General features: G+C 40.1%; 28 protein-coding genes. All 28 read right to left on the bottom strand.

All coding sequences use genetic code 11. The features are described 5' to 3' along the window. Position 1: 1 nt before the first annotated feature. Positions 2–433 carry a flagellar basal body-associated protein FliL gene (gene fliL, locus ABEQ24_RS05255; RefSeq protein ID WP_430005788.1) on the bottom strand — a complete coding sequence of 144 codons (432 nt, stop codon included), beginning with the start codon at positions 431–433 and terminating at the stop codon, positions 2–4. Then, a complete protein-coding gene (locus ABEQ24_RS05250; RefSeq protein ID WP_430005787.1) occupies positions 426–647 on the bottom strand; it encodes a flagellar FlbD family protein in 222 nt (73 codons plus the stop codon). Before ABEQ24_RS05250 ends, fliL begins: the two co-directional genes overlap by 8 nt. A gap of 45 nt (positions 648–692) precedes the next feature. Then, positions 693–1646 (bottom strand): flagellar basal body rod protein FlgG, encoded by a 954-nt coding sequence (gene flgG / locus ABEQ24_RS05245; RefSeq protein WP_430005786.1) that lies wholly within the window; start codon positions 1644–1646, stop codon positions 693–695. An 83-nt stretch (positions 1647–1729) separates the two neighbouring features. Next, positions 1730–2095 (bottom strand): TIGR02530 family flagellar biosynthesis protein, encoded by a 366-nt coding sequence (locus ABEQ24_RS05240; RefSeq protein WP_430005785.1) that lies wholly within the window; start codon positions 2093–2095, stop codon positions 1730–1732. 8 nt (positions 2096–2103) lie between these two features. Next, on the bottom strand, positions 2104–2541 hold the full coding sequence (gene flgD / locus ABEQ24_RS05235; protein WP_430005784.1) for a flagellar hook assembly protein FlgD: 438 nt from the start codon (positions 2539–2541) through the stop codon (positions 2104–2106). Positions 2542–2555: 14 nt separating this feature from the next. After that, on the bottom strand, positions 2556–4799 hold the full coding sequence (locus tag ABEQ24_RS05230) for a flagellar hook-length control protein FliK (RefSeq protein WP_430005783.1): 2244 nt from the start codon (positions 4797–4799) through the stop codon (positions 2556–2558). A gap of 33 nt (positions 4800–4832) precedes the next feature. Then, positions 4833–5429, bottom strand: coding sequence for a MotE family protein (locus tag ABEQ24_RS05225; RefSeq protein WP_430005782.1), 597 nt, complete (start codon positions 5427–5429; stop codon positions 4833–4835). Next, positions 5430–5873, bottom strand: a complete 444-nt coding sequence (gene fliJ / locus ABEQ24_RS05220; protein ID WP_430005781.1) for a flagellar export protein FliJ — start codon at positions 5871–5873, stop codon at positions 5430–5432. Further along, on the bottom strand, positions 5870–7192 hold the full coding sequence (fliI, locus tag ABEQ24_RS05215; RefSeq protein ID WP_430005780.1) for a flagellar protein export ATPase FliI: 1323 nt from the start codon (positions 7190–7192) through the stop codon (positions 5870–5872). Before fliI ends, fliJ begins: the two co-directional genes overlap by 4 nt. Before the next feature lie 7 nt (positions 7193–7199). Next, entirely contained in the window at positions 7200–7958 is a 759-nt protein-coding gene (fliH, locus tag ABEQ24_RS05210; protein WP_430005779.1) for a flagellar assembly protein FliH, read from the bottom strand. Continuing rightward, positions 7951–8970, bottom strand: a complete 1020-nt coding sequence (gene fliG, locus ABEQ24_RS05205) for a flagellar motor switch protein FliG (protein WP_430005778.1) — start codon at positions 8968–8970, stop codon at positions 7951–7953. The genes fliH and fliG overlap by 8 nt, the downstream gene beginning before the upstream one ends. A gap of 13 nt (positions 8971–8983) precedes the next feature. Further along, on the bottom strand, positions 8984–10576 hold the full coding sequence (gene fliF, locus ABEQ24_RS05200) for a flagellar basal-body MS-ring/collar protein FliF (protein ID WP_430005777.1): 1593 nt from the start codon (positions 10574–10576) through the stop codon (positions 8984–8986). Between the two features lie 81 nt (positions 10577–10657). Continuing rightward, entirely contained in the window at positions 10658–10963 is a 306-nt protein-coding gene (fliE, locus tag ABEQ24_RS05195; protein ID WP_430005776.1) for a flagellar hook-basal body complex protein FliE, read from the bottom strand. Positions 10964–10975: 12 nt separating this feature from the next. Then, entirely contained in the window at positions 10976–11428 is a 453-nt protein-coding gene (flgC, locus tag ABEQ24_RS05190) for a flagellar basal body rod protein FlgC (protein ID WP_430005775.1), read from the bottom strand. A gap of 2 nt (positions 11429–11430) precedes the next feature. Beyond that, a complete protein-coding gene (gene flgB, locus ABEQ24_RS05185) occupies positions 11431–11820 on the bottom strand; it encodes a flagellar basal body rod protein FlgB (protein ID WP_430005774.1) in 390 nt (129 codons plus the stop codon). A gap of 286 nt (positions 11821–12106) precedes the next feature. Then, positions 12107–12886 (bottom strand): GTP-sensing pleiotropic transcriptional regulator CodY, encoded by a 780-nt coding sequence (gene codY, locus ABEQ24_RS05180; protein WP_070877243.1) that lies wholly within the window; start codon positions 12884–12886, stop codon positions 12107–12109. 27 nt (positions 12887–12913) lie between these two features. Beyond that, the gene (hslU, locus tag ABEQ24_RS05175) at positions 12914–14317 is read right to left on the bottom strand and encodes an HslU--HslV peptidase ATPase subunit (RefSeq protein WP_430005773.1); all 1404 of its coding nucleotides are present in this window, start codon (positions 14315–14317) and stop codon (positions 12914–12916) included. Positions 14318–14336: 19 nt separating this feature from the next. Then, positions 14337–14879, bottom strand: a complete 543-nt coding sequence (gene hslV / locus ABEQ24_RS05170; RefSeq protein ID WP_430005772.1) for an ATP-dependent protease subunit HslV — start codon at positions 14877–14879, stop codon at positions 14337–14339. 25 nt (positions 14880–14904) lie between these two features. Next, complete coding sequence (xerC, locus tag ABEQ24_RS05165; RefSeq protein WP_430005771.1) at positions 14905–15813, bottom strand: tyrosine recombinase XerC; 909 nt, start codon at positions 15811–15813, stop codon at positions 14905–14907. Positions 15814–15878: 65 nt separating this feature from the next. Continuing rightward, complete coding sequence (gene trmFO / locus ABEQ24_RS05160; RefSeq protein ID WP_430005770.1) at positions 15879–17183, bottom strand: FADH(2)-oxidizing methylenetetrahydrofolate--tRNA-(uracil(54)-C(5))-methyltransferase TrmFO; 1305 nt, start codon at positions 17181–17183, stop codon at positions 15879–15881. Positions 17184–17236: 53 nt separating this feature from the next. Then, positions 17237–19312, bottom strand: a complete 2076-nt coding sequence (topA, locus tag ABEQ24_RS05155; RefSeq protein WP_430005769.1) for a type I DNA topoisomerase — start codon at positions 19310–19312, stop codon at positions 17237–17239. Positions 19313–19535: 223 nt separating this feature from the next. Further along, positions 19536–20360: a DNA-processing protein DprA gene (dprA, locus tag ABEQ24_RS05150; RefSeq protein WP_430005768.1), complete on the bottom strand. Its 825-nt coding sequence runs from the start codon at positions 20358–20360 to the stop codon at positions 19536–19538. 161 nt (positions 20361–20521) lie between these two features. Further along, positions 20522–21424 (bottom strand): succinate--CoA ligase subunit alpha, encoded by a 903-nt coding sequence (sucD, locus tag ABEQ24_RS05145; protein ID WP_070877236.1) that lies wholly within the window; start codon positions 21422–21424, stop codon positions 20522–20524. Positions 21425–21442: 18 nt separating this feature from the next. Continuing rightward, positions 21443–22603: an ADP-forming succinate--CoA ligase subunit beta gene (gene sucC / locus ABEQ24_RS05140; RefSeq protein ID WP_430005767.1), complete on the bottom strand. Its 1161-nt coding sequence runs from the start codon at positions 22601–22603 to the stop codon at positions 21443–21445. 157 nt (positions 22604–22760) lie between these two features. Beyond that, complete coding sequence (locus ABEQ24_RS05135) at positions 22761–23063, bottom strand: EscU/YscU/HrcU family type III secretion system export apparatus switch protein (protein ID WP_430005766.1); 303 nt, start codon at positions 23061–23063, stop codon at positions 22761–22763. Continuing rightward, positions 23060–24322, bottom strand: coding sequence for a hypothetical protein (locus ABEQ24_RS05130; RefSeq protein ID WP_430005765.1), 1263 nt, complete (start codon positions 24320–24322; stop codon positions 23060–23062). The genes ABEQ24_RS05135 and ABEQ24_RS05130 overlap by 4 nt, the downstream gene beginning before the upstream one ends. Positions 24323–24335: 13 nt before the next feature. Further along, positions 24336–25112 carry a ribonuclease HII gene (locus ABEQ24_RS05125; protein ID WP_430005764.1) on the bottom strand — a complete coding sequence of 259 codons (777 nt, stop codon included), beginning with the start codon at positions 25110–25112 and terminating at the stop codon, positions 24336–24338. 103 nt (positions 25113–25215) lie between these two features. Next, a complete protein-coding gene (gene ylqF / locus ABEQ24_RS05120) occupies positions 25216–26073 on the bottom strand; it encodes a ribosome biogenesis GTPase YlqF (protein ID WP_430005763.1) in 858 nt (285 codons plus the stop codon). Positions 26074–26134: the final 61 nt, after the last annotated feature.

Below are 26134 nucleotides of genomic sequence, written 5' to 3'. Positions count from 1 at the left end.
ATTATTGAATGATATAGGAGGTTGTGTAGACCTTCTGAATTTTGCCTTTTTGCATTAATTCGTTTGCATGCTTTTTCACCGTTTCTTTAAATGAATTCATGCCGTCTTTTCCATCCAATTCTTCAGCGGAAATATTAGACAGCTCTGAAATGATAATGTCTCTTATTTGAAATTCTCTTTTTTCAAGCTCTTCTTTCGCTTTCTTGCTGTCCGTTTCTAATTTGAATGACAAACGGACAATGTTGTCACTTTCAAGGTTTGTTGTGATTTCCGGAAGATCAAAGGAATATTCGATGACTTCATCGATGGATGGCTCTTTGTCTTTAGCTTCAGCCGTATCCATAAAATTTGTTACGATAACTAATGCTGTTACACCTATTAACGTAATAGATGTAACGATGACAAGCATGATGGTTAATAATTTTTTATTCATGATCATCCACCTCCTGCGGGCCTGATGCATGTAATAGATGAATTTCCTTATAAAAATTGCGGGTTAATAACGAAACGTCGGCTTCTGATTCTTTTACAACAAACTTTTTGCCGCTAGTCAGCGTGATAGTTGTGTCCGGAAAAGACTCGACCTGCTCTATGTAAATCGCATTTAATGTAAAAGGCTTTCCGTTTAAACGAGTTAATAAAATCAAATGCTGCGGGGGTCATAAATAGTTATGAGCCCCCTGCCCCCTAACTTAACGTTTTAAATTCATTAGTTCCTGTAAAATTTCATCAGAAGTCGTAATAATTTTTGTATTGGACTGGAAACCGCGCTGAGCCACAATCATTTCTGTGAATTCATCTGCAAGGTCCACGTTTGACATTTCAAGCATTCCGGCCATGATTGTGGCTGAGCCGTCTTGGCCAGGGACTGAAAGTTCGTCAATTTGTATACCTGCAGTGCCGTTATTATTCACGGTTCCTGAATTACTGGATTCTTTGTATAAATTTCCTCCAACTTTTTCAAGACCGCCTTCGTTTGCAAAATTGGCAACTCTGATTTGACCGGCTGTGTTTAAATTTCCTCCAGCGTCTACAAAGCTGACTTTTCCATCTGGTCCGATATTAAAGCTTTTTGCATCAAGAGGAATTTGGATAAGACCTGCAGCGCCGCTCAGCTGATTATTCCATGTAGAATTTGCCGGATTTTTATTTCCAGTTTCTCCCACTAAGTAATAACCATCTGAAGTTACTAAATAACCCTTGTCATCTAAATAGAAATTCCCTGAACGTGTATAGCTAAGATCCATCGCATTATCAATTGGTCCAATTATTTTATTGTCGCCTTTTGCCGTTTGAGTATCTTCATTAACTGATCCAGGTGCTTTAATCGTCCCAACTACAAAAAATCCATCTCCCGCCAAAGCAAGGTCAAGTGTTCTTCCTGTTGTCTGATTAGACCCTGCTGTGTGAATCGTATCAATAGAACTCAGTGCTGAACCTAGTCCAACCTGTTTGGCATTCATACCGCTTGTATTTCCGGTAGCGGCACTTGCGCCGGCAATCTGCTGATTGATTAGATCTTTATATGTGACACGGCCTTTCTTAAAACCGTATGTATTAACGTTTGCGATGTTATTTCCGATCACATCAAGCTTTGTCTGGAAATTTTTCATACCGCTGACACCTGAGTACATTGAACGCAACATATTTTTTCTCTCCCTATTGAATCTATTTTATTTGCTGCTTCGCTCGTTCCGCAGCAAAGGCTTCCTTTAAAGGTCCAGCCCGTTTAATTTAAGATGATGGTTCCGTTAATATTTGTGAAAATTTGATCGTTTGCTTCTTTTCGGTTCATTGCTGTAATTACGATGCTGTTTTTAACGTTTACGATGAATGCAGCCTGTTCTAATAAAACCAGCGAATCGTTAACACCTTTAGATCTTGCTTCAGACAATTTTACTTTCATTTTGCTCCATTGATGTTCTTCTACCACAATTCCCCGATCAGACATTCTTTGTTTGGCATGTTTGCTTATTTTAATAGGTGAATGCTCATCATGAAGCAGTTCCTGAAAAGTTGGCTTGTGACTTGTTTTTACTTCAGTTGTTATTGGTATTAAAGACAGGGGATGCTTATTTAAATGACTGATTTTCATTGAAAGATTTAGCTTGCATCATTCTGAGCTGTTACTTTTGTAATCAAAGCACTCGGTATCTCTTTCCCGTTTTGCATTTCAAGGATAATATCTGTCCCGGATTGTTTAATGGATTTAACTGTGCCTTTTTCCACTGCCCCGTCTTCTGTGTTCCATTCGACTTGTTTGCCAATCATTTCTGAATATTTTAAGATTCCATCATTTACTTGAACCTGTATAAAGTTGCTTAGCTGTGTATTCATGTTTGTCATTTGCTCAAGCGATGAGAAGCTTGCCATTTGTGAAATAAATTCTTTATCCTCCATCGGGTTTAAAGGATCCTGATTTTGCAGCTGGGCAATCAGAATCTTTAAAAAATCATCTTTGCCGAGATTTGATTTGCCGCCAGATCTTTCAGCGGTCACAGATGATAAAAGCAGCCCTGTGTCAATCGTGTTTTGTGTCATAAGAAACCTCCTTTTTAAGTCAGCATATTTAAGTGAGCCTTAAAGGAATCTTTTTCATCTTCGTTTTCAGTTTCCTCCTTTTCACCGTCTCGTTCATAGCGATTATGATTATTTTCTTCCTGCCTTCGATTAAACGATGTCTCCATTTGCTCTCCGTAAACTTCAAACCTGTCAACTTGAATATTTAATGAAGGCAGTGCCTGCTTCAATTGATGAATGCTTTGTTCAACAAGTTCTTTAGCGGACTTTGTGGAAGTAATAATTTTAGCTGTCATTTCACCATTCTGCTGTTGAAGCTTAACAGTAAGCATTCCTAAATGTTCAGGAGAAAGCCTGATTGTCATTTGTGAAAAACCGCTGGATAGAAATCTCGTTTTCGACCTTTTAAAGACATCTGTCAATTGACTTAACATAAGTTGATTACTGGAATGGACCGTTTTTTCTTTTACAGATGGGGTATCATTATTCAGTTTCAATAAATCGGATTGCAGGATATTTTCGATTGACGTTTGATTGCTTAAGCGATTATTTCTAAAATCATTTACAGCTATATCGTGATCCTTTGACATGGGAAGTTCGCTAGCAGCAGGATTCATTTGATCAGGTTCTTCACTATGTGCTGCAGGAAAGATATCTTGGCTGGTGAATTGATTTTGCTTATTAATCTGACTGTCTGTTTTTATATCGCTATGCAGCAAGCTGCCTTGGCCATTCGCTATCTGGCCTGCTGCTTTCTGCATTATCGCTTTTATAGGAGTTTCAGAAGTCCCGCTGTCTATTTTTAAGAAGGCTCCAGTCATTTCATTGCTTTCCGGTGTCTTATCCATTTTGCTTCCTGTACTGTTTGGCATTTCCATCAATAACTGTTTTGACAGCTGCGCTTGTAGATGGTGAATATTTTCAGCATTCTTGATTGAAACCAGTATGCCTTTCAATGAAGGAATAGAAAGTGTTAATGCCGGCTGATTCAATTGATGTATCACTTGTGTGTACTTTGTTCTGATTTCTGCTGTTTCTCTGTTTTGGCCAATATCTGTCATCCCATTAAAGTGAATCAGTTTAGTAAAGGATTTTAATAATTCAAGCATCTGAGAAGTCTGTGCAGCTTCTTTCGAACTCATTTCAGACATATATGCCTCAAGCGGCTTTATGGCAGATGAAATCTTTGCAGACAATCTCAATCTGTCACCTGATAATTGATCCTTAGATAATTTCCCGCTTATTAAGGACACAAATTTTTCAGCATCCAAAGTTATCATTCCATCTGGAAATCCTGTGGCAGAGTTTGGACTTGCACCCTTCATCCAATCGCTCATTGCTTCCTGAACTGCAGCTATCATTGTTTGAAATCGTTCCTCTTTTAAAACTGACTTGTTATCATAAAAACTTCGCGAAATGGTTTCGAACTTGCTTACCCGGGGGAAATCACCAGTTTTATTAGCTATGAATTCATTTTCTTTATTTAATCTATTTATCAGCTTTTGAACATCATATAAAAAATCAACAACTGATTTTGAATCAGAAACTGATTCAACATTCTTGATTTGTTCGCTGGAGTTTTCTCTCTTATTTATAGCCTGAGTTATTACACCGTTTAGTAAGGATACAGCTTCATTGATTAATTGTGTTTCTTTAACTACTGCTGAATTATACTCAAGCAATTTTCTAGAATCTGCTGTCTGATTGATGTTCATTTCTTCATCTTGACGATTCAATAAAATTGGAACAGCTTTTTCAAAGAGGGTTTTGTTTTCACCATGTTCTGGGTATTTTTGTGATATATAATGACTGACTTGAGCTTCAATCTGTTTTTTTTGATCTGTGTCAGGCAGCTGAATGACTCCAGCCATTAAAGATATTATTTTCACTGTTTCAGGTTGATCAGAGAGCTGAGAAAGAATTCCTTCTATTGATACAGCTTTACTGAGAATTCTTTTTACAGCTTTTATTTCAACCTCATTTCCTAAGATCAATAATTCATTGACTTTCTCATTGGCGATAGGAGTTTCTCTAAAAAAACCTTCTTCTATCGGAATTTCCTGCAGGGCTTTCACTATACCGTCTTCAAGGTTCTGAAATTCAACTTCTATATTTTCCGCTTCAGGCAATCCTTCCGTTTCGGCTGTAAAAGAATTTTCTTTTCCGGTTTCAATCGGAACTTGATTTAAGAACATTTGAAAAGAAACTGAATTTCGGCTTTTTTCAGTGCTGTTTTGCATAAGTGGTGCAACGTTAAATACAGAAAATGGAATTTTCATATTTTCACCCCCTCTCAGACCCTTTATCCCGGGTTAGGAATCCGCAAGCATCTTTGTATATCGCGCAGCATCTTCCGCTGGCATTTTTTCCATGACTGCAATGACCTGATCGTCGTTAATAGACGTTAATATCTTTAATGCCTCTTCATCTGATAGAAAAGGAATGATTTCAGCCGCTTTTTTGCTTGACATCTTTTCATAAAGTTTGGCAATGTCTTTGCCTTCTTTTTCTTTGTTGTCAGATGCCTGAAGCTGTTCTTTAAGAGACTTAACTTCTTGGCTGAGCTGCTCTATTTCTCTCACTTTAAGGTCCGCTTCATTTTCCAAAGCCGAGATTTCCTGCTGCTGTTTTTCAATGGTGGTTTTCTGACGTTCATTTTCTTCCTTAAGCTCTGCTGAAGGAGCGATATTTGTATTTTCGCTGTTATTTTTCTCTTCAACACTCGTAAGATCTGCTGTTCCTGGTATATGCGAGATTGCTTCTTTCATTTTCCCGGCCACATCAACGCCTGCGACTGTTAGAATAACCGTAATGAAAGTGACCGTAAAAAGGACGGGAATAACAATTACAAATAACGTCCATTGAAGCTTGCTTGAATCATTCTCATTGTTTTTCACAGTATTTTTCACCTAATTCCCCCGAAGTGCAAAGGCTTGAATCGAGAGATCATCCATAAACTTTGATTCTGACGCTTTCACGTGTTCGAGATGTACTTCATAATGCTTTTCTTTCATTTTTTCATATTTCTTTACTTCGATATTTTTTTCCGTAAGCTCAAGCTGTTTTTCTTGCATGTTGTCCCGGGTAATGACCACAAGCCTCTGATAATGAGTGATCGTTTTTTCTAAGTTTGCTACAAACTGCTGAAAATGGCGGATTTCCTGAACATGCATGCCCGTGTTCAGCTCTCTTGCTGTTCTCTCTTCAAGCACTTCTTTTTTCTTGAGACAGTCATACAGCTTTTCTGCTGCATTTTCAAACTCAGTAACAGAGCGGTTATAGTCTTCAAGAGACTTTTCTTTTTCATTTTCTTTTAATTCGAGCACCTTTTGAAACCGGTATGTATATTTCACCCATTCTCACCTTTTTCAATCAATCGTTCTAATGAAGCCGCACTCTCTTCAAACGTGATTTTATCGTGCACATTCTGTTTTAAAAATGAAAGAATCTTTGGATAAAACCGGATGGCGTCATCAATTTCTCTGTTAGAACCTCTTTTGTATGCGCCAATATTTATCAAGTCTTCAGAGTTCATATAAGTGGCCAGGTATTCTCTTAGTTTTGCCGCGTTCTTTTTCTGAGGTTCCGACACAATTTGATTCATGACTCTGCTTATGCTTTTTAATACATTGACGGCAGGAAACTGGCCCTTGTTAGCTAAACCCCGGTCAAGCACTATGTGCCCATCGAGTATTCCCCGCACAGTATCCGCAATCGGCTCATTCATATCATCACCATCAACCAGCACGGTATAAAACGCAGTGATGGTTCCTTTTTCATTTGTCCCTGTCCGCTCTAAAAGCTTTGGTAATACAGCAAAAACACTTGGTGTATAGCCTTTTGTTGTTGGAGGCTCACCTACTGCAAGCCCTATTTCTCTCTGAGCCATGGCAACCCTTGTCACCGAATCCATCATGAACATGACATTCATGCCTTTATCACGAAAATATTCAGCGATGGCTGTTGCGGTATAGGAAGCTTTCATTCTCATTAAAGCTGGCTGATCTGAGGTCGCAACTACCACAATTGAACGTTTCAGCCCTTCTTCTCCCAGATCCTTTTCAATAAATTCCCGGACTTCGCGCCCTCGCTCTCCTATTAGAGCGATTACATTCAGGTCTGCTTTCGTATTTCTTGCAATCATGCCCATTAGTGTACTTTTACCCACGCCGCTTCCTGCAAATATGCCTACACGCTGACCTTTCCCCACAGTCAGCAGGCTGTCAATCACGCGAACGCCTACTTCCATCGGTTCATGTATGGGAGGTCTTTTCATTGGGTTTGGGGGGCTTTGTTCAGCAGATATTGGAGTTAATCCCTTTGGCAATGGAGACTGATTCAGAGGATGGCCATAAGCATCTACAACCTGCCCGATCAAACCGGAACCTGCTTTTATTTTCAAAGAATCCTTTGTTGCTTCAACAATACTGCCCGGTGAAATTTGTGATAGATGTTCAAAAGGCATCAATAGAACATTTTCTCCTTTGAATCCCACCACTTCAGCAGGAATTCTTTGTTCTTTCTTTGAACCTGCATGGATATAGCATAAATCTCCGATTGAACTTTCCGGACCTCGAGACTCAATCATCAGTCCAATGACTTTGTTCACTTTGCCATATCTCTTATATGAGTCCAGAGTTTCTATTTTCGAAATCAAATCCCGGGCTTTCAAAAAGTTCTCATTCCTCTCCAATCAATTCGAGCATTTGCTGCTTCAGCTGCTTGAGCTGTGCATCGATTCCAGCATCAATCTTTCCGAAAGGAGATTCAATCTGACAGCTGCCTTCAGGCAGAGCTTCATCAGGAAAGATATACAATTCTGATTTAGACATAAGCATATTCTCTAATTCATTTTTCTGTTTCAGTACAAGTCCATACTGAACAGGATGGACAAAAATTTTAATTTCCGGATACTCCCGAACTTCGTGTAAAGCTTTTTTAACTAGCTCCAAAAACCAATCAGGATGTTCTTCCAATTTTATAAATATCAGTTTTTCGGCTAGTTTGACAGCAAGATTCACAATCGTTTCTTCCGAGCTGACAATTTTACTGATATAGTCTTCCTTCGATTGTTCAACAATTTTCAGCGCTTCCACAAGGTGAGAACTGTACTGCCTTAAGCCTTCTTCTTTTCCGGCATCAAGTCCAGCAAGGAACCCTTCTTGTCTGGCTTGTTCTCTTTGACGCTCCCGCTCAATTTCCCATTCCTGCTGCACATCCGCCATTTCAATTCGGATGCTTTCCGCTTCCGCTTTTGCGCTTTGAATAAGAGCCTCGGCTTCTTTCATTGCCTGCTGTAAATAGAGGTTTGCTTTCATTGACAGTTCTGGGTCTTCTATTTCATTTGAAGAAGGAAAGAAGTCCGTTGTCTGTAATAAAATTGATTTTTTGGCGTCTTCCTGCTGGATGGCATGGGCCGATTTAATCAATTTAGACAATGATATCATCTCCTCCGCCTCGGGCAATGACGATTTCGCCTGCATCCTCAAGTCTGCGGATAACAGCAACAATACGTGATTGAGCTTCTTCAACATCCCGAAGTCTGACTGGGCCCATAAATTCCATTTCTTCTTTAAATGTCTCAACCATTCTCTTAGACATATTTTTATAGACAACCTCTTTTACTTCCTCGCTCGCAACTTTCAATGAAAGCATTAAATCCTCATTCTCCACATCGCGGATCACGCGCTGAATCGCCCTGCTGTCAAGTGTCACGATATCTTCAAACACAAACATTCTCTTCTTTATTTCTTCTGCCAGTTCGGGATCCTGAATCTCAAGAGAATCAAGAATCGTTTTTTCTGTGCTGCGGTCTACACCATTAAGCACTTCTACTACAGCTTCTACACCGCCTGTTTGTGTATAATCCTGCGTGACAGTGGATGATAATTTCCGCTCAAGAATCTGTTCAACTTCATTGATAATTTCCGGGGAAGTACGGTCCATTTTAGCGATGCGCCTTGCGATGTCAGCCTGCTGTTCATGCGGCAAGCCTGATAAAATCTGCCCTGATTGTACAGGGTCCAAATAAGATAATATTAGAGCGATTGTTTGGGGATGCTCCCCCTGAATAAAATTAAATATTTGAGCCGGATCAGCTTTTCTTGCAAAATCAAATGGTTTTACCTGCAAAGAAGAAGTCAGCCGGTGAATAATGCTTGATGCTCGTTCTGATCCCAAAGCTTTTTCCAGGATTTGTTTCGCGTAAGAGATGCCTCCTTGCGAAATGAATTCCTGAGCCATGGCAATCTGATGAAACTCTTCAATGATCTCTTCTTTATTTTGAGAATCTACTTTTCTGACTCCTGAGATTTCAAGAGTCAGTTTTTCAATTTCCTCTTCTGATAGATGCTTATAAACAGATGCAGCTGTATCCGGACCGAGGGAAATCAGAAGAATGGCGGCTTTTTGCTTGCCAGTAAGTCTTCCATTGTTTGCTCTTCTCACCATCACTTAAAACCTCCTATTCTTCCGTCAGCCAAGATCTTAGCAGCTTTGCAAAGTCTTCTGGTTTTTCTCTTGCCATTTTCTCTAATTGCATTTTCCTTACAGATGTTTCGCTTTCATGTTCGGTGTTTACATCCGGTACTATGATTTTCTCCTGTACAAAAATGTCTTCCTCTTCATATTCCTCGTCCGCTTTGCGGTTTTTTCTGAATAGCAGGAAAAGCAGGATGATAATGATCAGCAAAAGAATTCCACCTGCTGCATAAAGCCAGAGCGGAAGAGACGTATTTGTTTCCTCCAGCATGTCCATTTTCCCTGCAAACGGTTGTACAGAAACGGAGATTTTTTCCTCAACCTGTTCATCTGTAAGGGGCTCTTCTGTTTCATCTTTATTGATTGATGTGCGGATGATCGTACCAAGGAGCTGTTCGATGTCATTTACACTTTCAGCAGATAAAGAATTTGGATCCTCTGCTTCAGGTGGTTCCACCATGACTTGAATTCCTAAATCACGAACTTTATATGGACTCTCGACGATTTCTTTTTTCACACGGTTAACTTCATTATTTATCCGTTCTTCGATTTTTTCGTAATCACCTGTTCCACTGCCTTGAACAGCTTCGTATCCGGGTACGTCATCTTCACCAGTCCCTGTTACGCCCCCTTCAGGAGCGCCTTCGCCTGTATAAGTTTCTGTAATTCTTTCTACACTCACCGCAAGGCCTTCCATATTTTCCTTGTCTACAGGTTCAACGATGTTTTCTTCTCTATTTTCTTGGGTAAAGTCTAAATCAGCTGTAACAGATACAACTACTTTATCCTGCCCCATCATGGTTCCGAGCATTTTTTGAACTTGACGCTGAATATCCCTCTCGATATTTGTTTTTAATTCATGCTGAGTGGAAATATTTTCTACAACAGGAATATTTTTATCACTTTTTAAATCAAAGTACTCAAAATCTTGATCCATGATGACGATATTATCTGTAGATAAACCTGGTACGCTTTTTGAGACAAGATGGTAAAGAGCATTTACTTTAGTCTGATCAAGCTGTATTCCAGGCTTCATGTTTAATACAATCGAAGCGGTAGAAGAGCCATTGTCTTCATTAACAAAAACCGATTCTTTCGGAAGATTAATCATGACTTTAGCGTCATGAACTCCCTCAATGCCTTTCATTAAATTTGAAAGTTCTGTTTGGGTTGCTTTAAGCTTCAGAACATCAAATTCATTATCAGTCATTCCAAATCCAATATTTTGACCAAAGAAAGAATAATCAATCACACCGCTGTTAGGGATGCCTTCTGCAGCAAGCTCAACTTTTAGTGTATCAACCATTTCAGAGGGAACCATGATTGTTGCACCATTGTCAGCAATTTTTGATGTAACTCCTTGAGCATCCAGCGTTTCTTTAATTTGCCCCGTCTCCTGGGGTGACAAATCCTTATAAAGCGGTACAAGATTGGGGTTTGATGACAGATAAGCACCTATTGCAATAAAAAGAACCAAAGCAGCCGCGCCGCCAATAATGAATCCCTTTTGAGCTTTCGTGCGTTCTGCCCATACCTGTTTTAGTTTATTTCTAAATTCCGTTAACTTCTGATTCATTCCTGGAAATCCCCCGATAATGTCGACATGAATGCTGCATGTAGAAGTCGGCATCCATCGCTAGTTTTATACATATTTAGGTTATATTTGCATTCTCATCATTTCCTGATATGCTTCTACTGCTTTATTTCTGATTTCAATTGTTGTAAGCATGGTTACACTCGCCTTTTCAGCAGCAATCATGACATCCTGCAATTGAACATTTTTCCCTTCTGCTAAAGCAGCGGTCATTTGATCTGATTTGATTTGCATGGAATTCACTTCATTAATTGATTGATTCAGGAAATCGGAAAATGAAGTTTCCTGATTCTGTTTACTGCTTTTAACGACCTGAGATTGACTGTCCTGAATACTCTGGGTCTGAAAGGGTGTAATGGCATTAATCATAGATCTTCAAACCTACTTTCCAAGCTCTAATGTTTTCATCAGCATATCTTTAGAAGCGTTAAAAACTGTTACATTTGCTTCATATGACCTTGTGCTGCTTATTAAATCAACCATTTCCTTTAAAGGATCAACATTCGGCAGTTCTACATACCCTTGATCATTCGCATCCTGATGTTCCGGGTCATATACAAGTTTAAAAGGAGTGCGGTCCTCTCTGATTCCAGAGACCTTTACACCTGACAATTCACTTGACTCTTTCCCTTGCGCTCTATGTAAGTGTGATAAAAACGTATTTCCGCCGGGCTCTGTCACGACCGTTTTGCGCCGGTAAGGCTGCCACTCCCCATTTTCAAAAACCGCTCTTGTAGTATCTGCATTTGCCATGTTCGATGAGATGACATCCATCCGCAGTCTTTGTGCTGTTAAAGCTGAAGCCGTTGTATTTAACTGACTGAAAATATTCATAATCAGCTTCCTCCTCTAATCACCGTTTTGAGAGAATTAAATTTGCTGCTTAAACGGTCGATAAGTGCATTGTAGTAAATTTGATTTTCAGCCAAGTCAGACATTTCCCGATCCACGTCAACATTATTGCCGTTTGCCTGGTAGGACGTGTTCGCTTTAGATTTAATCAAATAGGATTCTTGTCCTGAGCCGAAAGATAGATGACGCTGATCTGTCTTAGTGGCTTGTAGCCTGCTCACTTCAGAATCTAATGATTGTTTAAATGTGATTTCTTTCGATTTATAATTTGGAGTATCAACGTTGGCAATATTTTGACTTATTACTTTTTGCTTAACCGCGGAACGATTCACAGCATTTTCAAGTGAATTGATTGTTTCAGAAAATATTTTCATTTAGTCCCCTCATAAAATCCTTATACCTTTCGAATGGTATATTGTCGAATTATGTTAAATCCATACTGTAATTGTAAGAAATAATAGTCTTAAAGTCTATGAAGGTTTTGTAAAAAAAGGTCGGAATTTGTATCTATTTTTTATTAAGTTCTTTTTACCTAGTAATTTTACACTATTTACCACGATAATTTAATAGTCATGGGAGTTTTTACACTCAAACACATAAATAAGATCGGCAAAACAAAAAAAGCACTTCAAAAGAAGTGCTTTTTTTGTAAACGTATTGTTAATTTGTTTTTAATTTTTCAAGTTCAAACAAGAATTTATCATTCAACACTTTAATGTAAGTGCCTTTCATACCTAGTGAACGCGATTCAATGACACCCGCACTCTCAAGTTTGCGGAGTGCATTTACGATAACCGAACGGGTAATCCCTACTCTGTCAGCAATTTTACTTGCAACCAGTAAGCCTTCATTGCCGTTTAGTTCTTCAAAAATGTGTTCGATTGCTTCTAGCTCACTATAAGATAATGAGCTGATTGCCATTTGAACGACTGCTTTGCTTCTTGCTTCATCTTCAATCTCTTCTGCTTTTTCACGCAGGATTTCCATACCAACTACAGTTGCTCCATATTCTGCAAGGATTAGATCATCATCTTCAAATTGAGCCTGCAGACGGGCTAAGATAAGCGTGCCAAGACGCTCTCCTCCTCCAATGATAGGTACAATTGTAGTCAAGCCGCTTTTGAACAGCTCGCGGTTCTCAACAGGGAAAGCTGTATATTCACTGAAAACATCAAGGTTTGATGATGTTTCATTCACGTTAAACAAATTCTTAGTGTATTCTTCCGGGAATTGGCGATCCTCAAGCATTTGAATCATGCGCTCGTTTTCAATCTGCTGATTGATAGCAAATCCCAAAAGTTTGCCGCGGCGGCTGACGACGAAAATATTTGCTTCGATAACGTCACTTAATGTCTCAGACATTTCTTTGAAGTTAACTGGTTTACCTGCTGCCTTTTGAAGCATAGCATTGATTTTTCTTGTTTTTTGCAATAAAGCCATTAGTAAGTTCCTCCTGGAAATATGTAATTATAAAATAAATTGACTCAAGTCTTTGTTTTTAGCAATTTTGCTTAATTTATCCTCAACGTACTGAGGTGTAATCGCTATTTTATCCAGTGTAATTTCGGGTGCTTCAAATGAAAGGTCTTCTAGAAGCCTCTCAAGGATCGTATGAAGTCTTCTTGCCCCGATGTTATCTGTGTCTTGATTAACCTGGAATGCAACTTCCGCAATCTTACGAATAGCATCGTCAGAAAATTCAAGTTGTATACCTTCTGTTTCCAATAAAGCAGTATATTGCTTGAGCAAAGCATTGTCTGGCTCAGTTAAAATCCGTACGAAGTCTTCGATGTTTAACTTTGTCAGTTCAACGCGGATCGGGAATCTTCCCTGCAGCTCTGGAATTAAATCAGAAGGTTTTGCAATATGGAATGCACCTGCTGCTATAAATAGGACATGATCTGTTTTGACAGAACCATATTTTGTTACAACGGTTGATCCTTCAACAATTGGCAGAATATCGCGCTGAACGCCTTCTCGTGAGACATCTGCTGAAGAACCGCCTTGATTCTTCTTGGCAATTTTGTCAATTTCATCGATGAAAATGATGCCCATTTGCTCTGCGCGCATAACAGCGTCCTGTGTAACATCATCCATGTCGATCAGCTTTTGGGCTTCTTCACTGGTCAGAACCTTACGTGCTTCGCGCACTGTGAGCTTGCGTTTTTTCTTCTTTTTAGGCATGAAACTGCTTAAAGCATCCTGCATATTCATCCCCATTTGTTCCATACCCGATCCCTGAAGCATGTCAAACATGGAAGCATTCTGTTCTTCAACTTCCACTGTTACGTGATAGTCCTCTAGTTCGCCTAAAGCAAGCTGATGGGCCATTTTGCGTCTTTTTTCTTCAACAGACTGCTCTTCCGCTGAATAGTCATCTTGATCCTGTGAGGTGCTGCCTTGAGCACCGCCAAAAAGCATTTCTAATGGGTTCTTATAAGATGTTTGTTTTTTCTTGCCCGGAACTAATAATTCTACAAGTCTTCTATTGGCATTTTCTTCAGCAGCGGATTTCACTTCTGCCATTTTTTCTTCTTTGACTAAACGGACAGATGTTTCGACAAGATCACGGACCATCGATTCAACATCGCGTCCCACATAGCCGACCTCAGTGAATTTTGTTGCTTCAACTTTAATAAAAGGAGCTCCTACAAGTTTTGCGATTCTTCTTGCAATTTCTGTTTTCCCTACGCCTGTAGGTCCGATCATTAAAATATTCTTAGGCACTACTTCATCACGGAGGTTTTCTGACAGCCTGCTTCTTCGGTAGCGGTTTCTTAATGCTACAGCAACTGCTTTTTTTGCGTCTTTCTGACCAACAATATACTGATCCAATCGTTCAACAATTTGTCTTGGCGTCATTTCTTTCATTTGATCATTACTCCTCCCTTTATAACTCTTCTACTGTTATATTCAGATTTGTATAAACGCAAATTTCACCGGCCATCTGAAGAGCTGCTTCTGCAATTTCTTTTGCTGTCAGAGTCTCTCCTGAATATCTTTTAAGAGCTCTTCCTGCTGAAAGTGCGTAATTTCCGCCAGATCCAATTGCTAAAATTCCATCATCAGGTTCAATCACTTCACCGGTACCGGAAATGAGAAGAATATCGTCCTCATTCATGACGATAAGCATAGCCTCAAGCTTGCGGAGCACTTTATCACTGCGCCATTCCTTTGCAAGCTCGACCGCTGCACGCTGGAGGTTTCCGTTGTACTCTTCAAGCTTGCTTTCAAACATTTCAAATAAAGTGAACGCATCTGCTACTGAACCGGCAAATCCTGCAATTACCTTGCCGTTAAATAGTTTTCGCACCTTTTTTGCAGTATGCTTCATAACAACTGCATTGCCGAATGTTACTTGACCGTCGCCTGCCATCGCACACTTGCCGTTATGCTGAACAGCAAAGATGGTCGTCGCATGAAATTGAGACATACAAATACCTCCGTATTCTTTTTCTTTATGCACGCGGATGATGAGACATATAGATGTTCCGCAAATGATCTTTTGTTACATGAGTATAAATTTGTGTAGAAGATAAATGAGAATGACCTAAAAGCTCCTGAACACTCCTCATATCAGCACCTTCATTAAGAAGGTGTGTTGCAAATGTATGCCTGAACATATGCGGGCTGATATTCATTGTAGAAGAAGTCTTCTTAATCATTTCATTCAGAATGTGCCTGACTCCCCTTACTGTCAAAGGGCCGCCGCGCTGATTTACAAATAAATGATCATGATCACCGGCTTGTTTTTCTTTAAGAAGAAGCTGCTTTCTGCCTGAAGATAAATACAGCTCCAATGTATCCTGCGCATAGCTTCCAAAGGGAACATAGCGCTGTTTTCCGCCTTTGCCGTTTACAAGGACCGTTCCAATCTGCAAATCAAGATCGGTAAGCTTGATCTGACACAATTCGCTTACCCTAATACCAGTGCCATATAAGACTTCAAGAATCGCCTGATCTCTCTGTCCGGCTGCAGTTGCAGAATCTGACAGCGTGAAAAGCTGCTCGAGCTCTTTTTCATACAGAAACTGAGGGAGTCTGTGTTCTTTTTTTGGAAGAGAGACGCTTGCAAAAGGATTTTCTGATGCGATCTTCTCCCGGTTAAGAAACCTGTAAAAACTTCTTAACGCGGAAATTTTTCTTGAAATTGTTTTTCTGGCAAAATTTTTTTGATGCAGCTGAGTTAAGTATAATCTTGTATCAGAATATGTAATGAGCTGAAGATCAATCAATGATTGTTCCTTCATAAATATAAAAAAATCTTCTATATCAGCAACATAATTCACAATTGTATATTGTGAATAGTTTTTCTCAATTTGTAAATATTCTACGAACAAACTTAAAGAATTCTTAACATTTTCCATCTTAACACCTCACAAGGGCTACTAAATGTTATCACACATTCAGCAGCCCTTGCAAATGATTTCTATTATTTTTTCGAAATTTTTTGAATTGTTTCTATCGCTCTGTTTGCGTATCTTTCGTAGCGTTCTTTTTTATTTTTTATACGCTCCGGAAGCTCTGCAAATATGCCAAAATTCGCATTCATCGGCTGGAAATTGTCAGGATTTGCTGTTGTAATATATCTTGCCATGCTTCCCATTGCTGTCTCATGAGGAAGGACAAGCATTTCTTCGCCCAAAACGTAATTAGCAGCATTGATGCCTGCTAATAAGCCTGAAGCAGCAGATTCTACATAGCCTTCAACGCCTGTCATTTGACCTGCAAAAAACAGATCCTCTCTCTCTTTATACTGATAAGTCGGCTTCAGCATTTTAGGAGAATTAATGAAGGTATTCCTGTGCATCACACCGTATCTGACAATCTCTGCATTCTCTAAACCCGGGATCAGCTTCAGTACTTCTTTTTGAGGACCCCATTTTAAATGTGTCTGAAAACCGACAATGTTATAAAGTGTGCCTGCAGCATCATCCTGCCTGAGCTGAACGACCGCATGAGGTCTTTTTCCAGTCTTTGGATCTTCTAATCCGACTGGTTTAAGCGGGCCGAAAAGCATTGTCTTTTTCCCGCGTTTTGCCATAACTTCAATCGGCATGCAGCCTTCAAAGAAAATTTCCTTTTCAAATTCTTTGAGAGGAACTGTTTCGGCTTCAACAAGCGCATCATAAAAACGATCAAACTCTTCTTCTGTCATCGGACAGTTTAAGTATGCTGCTTCTCCCTTATCATAGCGGGACTTCAAGTACACCTTGTCCATGTCAATGCTGTCTTTTTCAAGGATAGGGGCAGCAGCGTCATAGAAATAAAGATATTCTTCACCCGTAAGTGCCTTTAATTGCTCAGATAATGCTTTTGAAGTAAGCGGTCCTGTAGCAATAATCGTCGGACCAGCCGGAATTTCAGTAACTTCGTCTGTGATGACAGTTACATTGGGGTGCCCTTTCACACGATCCGTAACGAGCGCTGCAAATTCATGACGGTCTACTGCGAGTGCGCCTCCAGCTGGAACTGCACAGTCATCAGCAGATTTAATGATCACTGAATCGAACAATCTCATTTCTTCTTTCAAAACGCCAACTGCATTCGTTAGGCCATTTGAACGAAGCGAGTTGCTGCAGACTAATTCTGCGAATTTATCTGTGTGATGTGCAGGAGTCTGTTTAACCGGCCTCATTTCATACAGGTTTACATGGACTCCGCGATTTGCCAGCTGCCATGCAGCTTCACTGCCGGCAAGACCGGCACCAATTACATTTACTGTTTTCATGTTCATCTATACAACCTCCATAAAACACATAAAGAAGGTGAGCAAGACTTCGCTCACCTTTACTTTTGCTGTTCTTCTTTATAATCACAGTTCACACACTGTACCTGCATGCCCTTTTTGAGTTTTTTCTCAACTAGCATATTATCACACTTTGGACACGATCTTGCAATCGGTTTATCCCATGATAGGAAGTCACATTCTGGAAACTGATCACAGCCATAAAAAATACGGCGTTTCTTTGATTTTCTTTCGACGATATTCCCTTTTTCACACTTAGGACATGGTACACCGATTTCTTTAACAATCGGTTTAGTATTGCGGCAGTCAGGGAAGTTCGAGCATGCCATGAATTTTCCGTAGCGTCCCATCTTAAAGACCATCGGGTTGCCGCACTCTTCACAGTCAACGCCAGCCGGTTCATCTTTAATTTCGATTTCTTCCATTTCATTTTCAGCGACTTCAAGGCGCTTTTCGAAATCTTTATAGAAATCGTCGATGATATTGACCCATAAAACATTCCCGTCTTCAATTTCATCAAGACTGCTTTCCATTTTAGCCGTGAATTCAACGTTGATGATTTCCGGGAAAAATTCCATAATCAATTCAAGGACAATCTCACCAAGCTCAGTCGGAATAAACCGTTTATTATCAAGGGCAACATAGCCCCTTTTCTGAATGGTATCAAGTGTAGGCGCGTACGTAGACGGTCTGCCTATTCCAAGTTCTTCAAGCGTTTTCACTAGTCTTGCCTCTGTATAGCGCGGAGGCGGCTGAGTAAAATGCTGAGCTGGTTCGATATCTTTAGAATATACCACATCTCCATTTTGCAGATCCGGAAGCATGCGGTCCTTCTCTTCCACTCCATCATCATTTCCTTCGACATACACTTTCATAAAGCCGGGAAATTTAATTTTGGAGCCATTCGCTCTGAACATAACATCATTATTATTTAAATCCACGCTCATTGTATCCAGTACCGCTGATGCCATTTGACTTGCCACAAATCGTTCCCAGATCAATTTGTACAAACGGAGCTGATCCCGGCTTAAAAATTCCTTTAAAGAAGCAGGGTCTTTCAACGTTGAAGTAGGACGGATCGCCTCATGAGCATCCTGCGTATTTGAATTTTTCTTTGCAGCTTTCTTTGCTGTGTTCGTAAATTCTTTGCCGTACTTCTGCTCGATGAAAGTATATGCTTCTTGCTGAGCTGTTTCAGAAATTCTTGTAGAGTCTGTACGCATATAAGTAATCAGACCGATTGTTCCTTCTTTTCCAAGGTCCATTCCCTCATATAACTGCTGGGCAATCATCATTGTTTTTTTCGCTCTGAAATTCAATTTGCGGGCTGCTTCCTGCTGTAATGTAGAGGTAGTAAATGGCACCGCGGGATTGCGTTTTCGTTCCTTTTTTGAAACATTTGTGACTGTGAAATGATTGCCTTTGATTTTATTTAGGACTGCTTTAACATCATCTTCGGTTTTTAATTCCGCTTTTTTTCCATTAATTCCAAAAAAGGCGCCATCAAACAAATCCTTGTCTTTTAGAAATTGACTTTCGATTGTCCAGTATTCTTCCGGAATAAACGCTTTTATTTCTTTCTCGCGGTCAATAATCAAACGGACTGCTACAGACTGAACACGGCCTGCACTTAAGCCCTTTTTAACTTTTTTCCAGAGAATCGGGCTGATTTTGTAACCGACTAATCTGTCGAGAATCCGTCTAGCCTGCTGAGCATCGACTAAATCCATGTTGATTGGGCGCGGATGTTTAAATGATTCTTTGATGGCATCCTTAGTAATCTCATTGAAAACGACTCGGCAGTCTGACAATACATCAACGTCCAGACTATGAGCCAGGTGCCATGCAATAGCTTCCCCTTCGCGATCCGGGTCAGCTGCGAGATAAACTTTTTTCGCTTTTTTTGCTGCTGTTTTTAATTCTTTAAGTACTGGCCCTTTTCCCCGAATCGTAATATATTTTGGTTCGTAATTCCCCTCAGTGTCCACGCCGATCTGACTTCTCGGTAAATCGCGGACATGCCCCATTGAAGCTTTCACCTTATATTTTTTCCCTAGATATCGTTCGATTGTTTTCGCTTTTGCCGGCGATTCAACAATCACTAAAAAATCCGACATACATGATCCTCCTTAAAGAGGTGTTCTCTCTCTTTATTTTCATACTTTCACTTTTTTCAATTTATGTGTTTATCTTTTAAATGAAATGATATTCCTGTCTGCATATAAAAAGAATCGCATACATTCCATGATTTGCTTAAACAGGTTAAATCTCCACTATTATTAAATATAGTGATGCAGTTTGTCAAACAGTAAATGAACATAGGAAGGAAAATCACACATATTATACCTGTAAGATTAGATCATTTATGATATCGCTTCCCTCTTCTGCGAGGTAGGCGCCCTGCTTAATCAGCTGATTTGCTCCTGCAGAAAAATCGTCAAAAATAGACCCTGGAACAGCAAAAACCTGTCTTCCCTGATCCAAAGCGGTGTTTGCTGTAATCAGTGAGCCGCTTTTCTCTTTTGCCTGCATGACTACTGTTCCAAGACTCAAGCCGCTGATGATCCGGTTCCTTTGAGGGAAGTGCCATTTTTGAGGTTTTGTTTTTGGAGGATATTCTGAAAGGACAAGTTGTTCAGAGCACATTTGTTCAAACAAAGCTTTATTTTCCTTAGGATAAAAATGATTCAGTCCCCCTGCAATAACTCCGATTGTTCTCCCGTTTCCACTTATCGCCGCATGGTGAGCAAGGGAATCTATGCCTTTTGCAAGCCCGCTTATGATCGTCCATCCGTCTATGACTAAAGGATTTACGATTTTCCTGAGAGCGCTCGAGCCATATAATGTTGGATTCCGTGTTCCGACAACACTGATCATTTTTTTCATTTTCAGAAGAGTTATGTCACCTTTATAAAAAAGAATTGGAGGGGGGTCTGGTATTTCACGGAGCAGCTCTGAGTAGTTTTCATCAAAAAGAGTGAGCATATGAAGATTTTGTTCACTATATTGAGAGGTTACTTCATGAAGATTGAATGAGTGGAAATCCTGCAGGAATTGGAGAAGAGCTTGATCTGACAGGCGGAAAAGCTGCTGTAACTCTTGATCTGTAAGTCTATATAGAGATTTCATGGTTGGATCGGCTTTCAGCAGGCTGAAAAAATTCATATGGCGAAAGCCCCGGCAATGGGATAAATGAATAATTTTATGTTGGATTTCGAGCATTTTTTGTCCCTTTCTACTATTATATATAGTTTTATTAGAAAGCTTTGTAAATCATGTTCAATAGAAAGAAGGGAATAGCATAAAACGCTATCCCCAGATCTTTTTTAGTGTGTTTTGCATTTTTCAAGTAAATTGTTTTCTTTTAATGCTTCAATCAATGTTTCACCCATAACGGATGGAGTGTCAGCTACTTTGATGCCGCACTCATTCATTGTTTTGATCTTTTCAGCCGCAGTACCCTTGCCGCCTGAAATAATTGCACCAGCATGGCCCATGCGCTTTCCAGGAGGTGCTGTCTGGCCGCCGATAAAGCCTACAACAGGTTTTGTCATGTTTTCTTTGATCCATAACGCTGCTTCTTCTTCAGCTGTTCCGCCGATTTCGCCGATCATGATGACTGCATAAGTGTCTTCATCTTCATTGAAAGCTTTTAAAACATCGATGAAGTTTGTGCCGTTTACAGGATCTCCGCCAATACCTACAGCTGTAGATTGACCGATGCCTGCTTGAGTAAGCTGATGAACTGCTTCGTATGTTAATGTGCCAGAACGAGAGACAACCCCAACATGGCCTTTTGTATGAATATATCCCGGCATGATGCCGATTTTACATTCATCAGGTGTAATAACACCAGGGCAGTTTGGACCGACAAGACGTGTTTTCTTGCCTTCCATGTAACGCTTCACATTCACCATATCAAGAACAGGAATGTGCTCAGTGATACAGATAACAAGGTCAAGTTCAGCATCAACAGCTTCCATGATAGCATCTGCAGCAAATGGTGCCGGAACATAAATGACTGATGCGTTCGCACCTGTTTCTTTAACAGCATCTTCAACTGTATTAAAGACAGGAACTCCTTCTACTTCCGTGTTTCCTTTTCCCGGTGTAACTCCGCCTACTATCTTCGTGCCATACTCTAGCATTTGCTTTGTATGGAATAGAGCAGTAGATCCTGTAATTCCCTGTACAATTACTTTAGTATCTTTGTTAATAAATACGCTCATCTTAGTCCCCTGCCTTTCTTACCCTACTAAAGATACGATTTTTTGTGCGCCATCAGCCATTGATTCTGCAGATGTGATATTCAAACCGGATTCATTTAAGATATTTTTGCCAAGCTCAACGTTCGTTCCTTCTAAACGGACAACTAAAGGAATTTCAAGTCCAACTTGTTTTGTCGCCTCAACTACTCCCTGAGCGATAATGTCACATTTCATGATTCCTCCGAAAATGTTGACGAAAATCCCTTTTACGTTTTGATCGGAAAGGATAATCTTAAATGCTTCTGTTACCTTCTCAGCTGTTGCACCGCCCCCAACGTCCAGGAAGTTTGCGGGATCCCCACCATAGTACTTGATAATATCCATCGTAGCCATAGCAAGTCCTGCTCCGTTAACCATACAGCCGATATTTCCATCTAAAGAAATATAGCTTAAGTCGTATTTAGAAGCTTCGATTTCTTTCGCATCTTCTTCGTCAAGATCACGGTATTCAAGAATATCTTTTCTGCGGTAAAGGGCATTTGAGTCAAAGTTTAATTTTGCATCAAGCGCCATTACTTTTCCGTCTCCTGTTACAACAAGAGGGTTAATCTCAGCAATTGAACAGTCTTTTTCAGTGAACGCTTTGTACAGGCTCATCATGAATTTAACTGCCTGTCCCACTAATTCTTTTTGAATATTAATATTAAAAGCAATTCTGCGAGCCTGGTAAGCTTGTAAACCTACAGCAGGATCAATTACTTCTTTAAAAATCTTCTCAGGAGTCGCTTCTGCAACTTCTTCAATTTCCGTTCCGCCTTCTTCAGATGCCATTAAGACAACACGTGAAGTTGCACGGTCCAGAACAAGTCCGATATAGTATTCTTTCTTGATATCGCAGCCTTCTTCAATTAATAAGCGTTTTACTTCTTTGCCTTCAGGACCTGTCTGGTGAGTAACCAGCGTTTTCCCTAAAATTTCTTTCGCATAAGTTTCTACTTCTTCAATATTCTTTGCAACTTTTACCCCGCCGGCTTTACCGCGGCCGCCCGCATGGATCTGAGCTTTTACGACAACTACCTCAGTACCTAATTCTTTTGCCGCTGACACAGCTTCTTCAACTGTGAAGGCAACTTTGCCGTTTGGTACTGCTACTCCATATTTTCTAAGGATTTCTTTTCCTTGATACTCATGGATATTCATTTCCCATCCTCCTAACTTATGTACGAAAAAAATAGACTGCGCTTTCATTTTATAAAATAGTTGATTCCTTGTCTACTATTCTGCAGAAATTCGTCGAATCCTTCATTTTTTTCGGATTTTTTCACAAAAATTATTTTTCTAGTAATATAAAATATTATCAATCGCTGCCTTTATCGATCGCTTGCTTCGTTTTGGCTTCTTTATCCGCCAGATAAAGAAATGAAAAAATTTCGGCGACTGCCTGATAAAGTTCTTCCGGAATCTGTTCGTTCACTTCCATTTTATGGAGGACTTCAATTAATGAAGGGTCCTCCTGAACTGGTACATCATTGAGTTTGGCAGCTTCGATTATCGTGTCTGCCATATGACCTTTGCCTTTAGCAGTGACCCGCGGAGCAGCATCCTTTTTATCTTGATACCTGAGTGCTGCCGCTTTCTTTTGCCTAATTTCATTTTTCATATTTTCAGATCCACTCCCTGCACTGCAAAATGATTACGGTACATGACCTTGTTCATAAATTCAGAATGATGATCTTCAGCTTCTTTAAACTGTTCAATTTTGATTGAACTCACTATATAATCCTGCTGCTGCAATTTTTGTTTTAACGCATCTGCATGATTGCGCAAGAGCGAGCGAAACAGCTCAGACTGATTGTAAATCGTGACAGTCACAATGCGGTGTTGAATATGTAAATCAATCATAATTTCTTTCAGGACATTCATATTTAAGTAAAAAAGGATCCTGCAGTAATCCGGGTCAATTTCTCCCTTATCATTCTTTCTGCCAGTCCATTCAATGTTCAGGTCAGATTGAAAATCCCCATAATGCAGCGGGATTTGCATAAATTGATTTTGAGTGAATCCCTGGTCAGCACTTAACAAAGTTTGTCCGTTCAGTTTTGTAATCAGCTGATCGATTTTTTCTTTTGCCGCAGGATCAGACTGCGTGAGACTTGCAGACAGCAGGAGAAGCTTCAGATTCTCCTCCTGCCGAATAGAATCAGTTCCTTTTGCAAGCTGCTGTAAAATGGAGATTTCCGCCTTTATTCCAGCCTTTTTTTGAAAGGAAGATAATACTCCAGCAAGGGCGTCAGCATTTTTATCGATATCTTGAGCGATTAATGAACCTATATGAGCCTTTAGGACATCTTCAGTCTCCAGTACACTGTGAAGCTGTTTTAATTGATCGTATAGGGTTTCCCTGCTTTGCACATCAAAAAGCGCGTTTAAGACTGCCGCAGACAGAGGAACGTTGTTTTTCAAAGCGAATGTTATGGACGCAATCAGCTTTGCCGGATCTCGCCTTCCCGTTTCAGCAGCATCCTTCACTGTCTGCTGCAGATCTTTTCGCTGGATTCCAGGGGACTCATGCAGCAGCTGAAGCAAAAAATCACCATTCCCTTTTGTCCGTGCAGCATTTAAAAGATTCAAGATAAATTCCGGTGCATCTGATGGGTTTCCGGATATCTCAGCATTCGTCAGTAATTTCAGCTGTATCGCATCGTTCTCTTTAATGGATTTCACCTCAAACAAATAGGTGCCTGAAGAAGGGAAACTGCTGTCAATCCTTGCATGAAGCTTAGTTTCTCCAATTTGCAGGACTGCACGGTCCCCCTTTTTTTCAAGGATTTTCCCATAAACGATATCATTTTTCCTGAAAACTGGCATATCTTCTTTTTGAATGATTATCTGAGGTTTACCAGTAATGATATGATCCATTAGCGCTGCCCCCTTATCTAATGAGTGCCATTTCTTTTACAGGAGAAAAACTCTTGCGGTGATATTCTGTTATCCCATGCTTGTTTAAAGCTTCAAGATGCTGTTTCGTTCCATATCCCATATTTTGATCGAAGCCATACTGAGGAAATGTTTCTGCCAGCTTTTTCATGATTCGGTCTCTCGTTACCTTTGCCACGACAGAGGCCGCAGCGATGCTCACGCTTCTTGCATCTCCTTTTATCAATGATTCTTGAGGGATTGGGAGGGCTAGCTCCATCGCATCAATAAGCATGTACTCAGGGCTCACAGCGAGCTCATCTACAGCCTTCAGCATCGCCGCTTTTGCAGCCTGATAGATGTTCAGCTCATCAATTTGCGCAGGTGAAATCATGCCTACTCCATAAGCAACAGCCTCACTCAGAATTGTCTCGAAAAAAAGTTCTCTTTTTTCTGCAGACAATTTTTTGGAATCCGTTAACCCCGGCAGATAAAATTCTTCAGGCAGGATAACTGCTGCAGCCACAACAGGGCCTGCAAGCGGACCTCTTCCTACTTCATCAATACCGCATATGTATTTGTATCCCTTGTCTCTTGCCTGACGCTCAAATGTCATCATGTCTTCAAACATCTGCATTTCTTTTTTCCCGAGTTCAAACTTGCGCATCCATTTATTGACTAGTGCTTGTACACTTTTTCGTTCATCTTTTCTGCATTCGAGTAAAAAAGGGTCGTCTGAATGCTGTACTTGAATCAATTTTTGTTTTATTTGTTCAGTTGATTGCTTTTTCATGGATATCACTGCCTTTTTTTATCGATAAGTAAGGAGTAAAAGAGTCTGACAGAACCCTTTTAGAAAAAAAATAAAGACGCGCCATTTAGCGAGTCTTCTTTTCTTATTGCTGAATGCTTTCTGTCGTTTCAAAGCTCAGGCGTCCAAGCTTTTCAGAACGGATTTCTCTCAGGAGAAGCTCTGAAGCTTTATCATAGTCCACCCATCCGCCTGACATGATGCAGCCTCTTTTTTTCGCTACAGCATCAAAAAGCTCTACACGGTCTTCAGGAATTTCTTCAAGTGCATATCTTTCTTTAAGGCGGTGAGGATACTTTTCGCCCAAAAATTCCAATGCATAAAAAGCAACTTCCTGGAGATTTAAGATAGCATCTTTTATGGCACCTGTAGTTGCAAGCTTGAGCCCGACAAGCTCATCCTCAAATTTAGGCCATAGAATCCCTGGAGTATCAAGCAGCTCAAGCTCTTTGCCTACTTTTACCCACTGCTGTGCAGTAGTCACTCCCGGACGGTCTCCTGTTTTTGCCATATTCTTTTTAGCGAGACGGTTAATAAGAGTCGACTTTCCGACATTCGGAATGCCGATAATCAATGCGCGAATCGCTCTTGGTTTAACACCTCTTGCTGCCAGTCTGTCAAACTTTTCTTTCAGAACTTCTTTTGACATCGAAACGATCTGCTTCATGCCTGTACCCGTTTTAGCATCTATCGGCAGTGCGTGAATGCCCTGCTCTTTAAAATAGGCCAGCCATTGCTGGGTCGCCTTAGGATCAGCCATATCTGCTTTATTAAGCAGGACAATTCTCGGTTTGCTTGAAATAATCTCATCGATCATCGGGTTTCTTGAGGAAACCGGAATTCTTGCATCGACAAGTTCAAATACGATATCTATTAACTTTAATTTTTCGGTTACTTGACGTCTAGCTTTGGCCATATGGCCGGGAAACCATTGGATAGTCATTCTTTACACCTGCTTTATTTCTTTACTCATTCGCATCTTTTTCTGTGTACTTGCTCTAGAA

Origin of the sequence: Metabacillus idriensis (genome assembly GCF_050483325.1) — a bacterium.
In the GTDB taxonomy this organism is placed as follows: Bacteria; Bacillota; Bacilli; order Bacillales; family Bacillaceae; genus Bacillus_P; species Bacillus_P idriensis_A.
This window is presented reverse-complemented; position numbering and strand designations above follow the sequence as displayed.